The 760-nt window shown below is 32.9% G+C and carries 1 protein-coding gene; it reads left to right on the top strand.

The features are described from left to right. The first annotated feature begins 156 nt into the window (after positions 1 to 156). Positions 157 to 558: a hypothetical protein gene (locus ACE01N_RS20565; RefSeq protein WP_380592974.1), complete on the top strand. Its 402-nt coding sequence runs from the start codon at positions 157 to 159 to the stop codon at positions 556 to 558. Positions 559 to 760: the final 202 nt, after the last annotated feature.

Here is a 760-nt window from a genome sequence, read left to right as displayed (position 1 = left end):
TGCCGTCGTTTTCGGCTTGACAGTCTCCACTTCGTGGGACAGTCAACCGCACGACACCATACCGCGGGAACGTTGTATGGCAGTTTGAATAATGTGGAGGAGTTATTTTGAATATATTAATGGATTACAAAAAACTACTTGAGTTATAACAATAATATGAAAGAATCCGATTCTCAGTTTAAATCTTTCTACAACTATGCTTCAATTTCGTTAGTATTTACATTTCTATTAATCGTTTTTATTCCAGTCTATAAAACTCTGGAAAAGAAAAAAAATGAAACAGATTTTTATTCACTTTATAAGATTGAATTAAAAGACAGGATAATAAAAAAAGAAATGAATCACGGAACTTTATCATTAAGATTGAGAACTACAGGAATAAGATTTAGTTGCAATAATCCATATAATTATCTTTTAACACCAAATAATTTATACGATTGTATTCATTATAACGATTCTATTTTAAAACCTGAATCCTCGTATGACTTTTACATAATACGTCCAGAGGGAAAGCTTAAATTTATACTGAACAGGGATATCAATGAACGATTTAAATAAAAACCGCCATACAACACGCGGTCATACTGCATGGCAGTAATTTTAAACAAAACATATCAACGTTCGCAGGCTGTTTATTTTGTCCTGACAGTTCCTTTCCCGTCGGAAAGAAACTGCCACGACAGCATACCGCGGGAACGTTGTGCACAATGTCATGAAAAGATTACAATACATAATAATACTAATTATATGCTTGTCGTTT

Source organism: Quyinboa ferrireducens, assembly GCF_042436675.1.
Lineage (GTDB): Bacteria > Bacteroidota > Bacteroidia > Bacteroidales > UBA5342 > JBHJHP01.
This window is presented reverse-complemented; position numbering and strand designations above follow the sequence as displayed.

Excerpts from the sequence above, each read along its gene's own strand:
- ACE01N_RS20565 (WP_380592974.1), top strand. The coding sequence starts at position 157 with ATGAAAGAATCCGATTCTCAGTTTAAATCTTTCTACAACTATGCTTCA.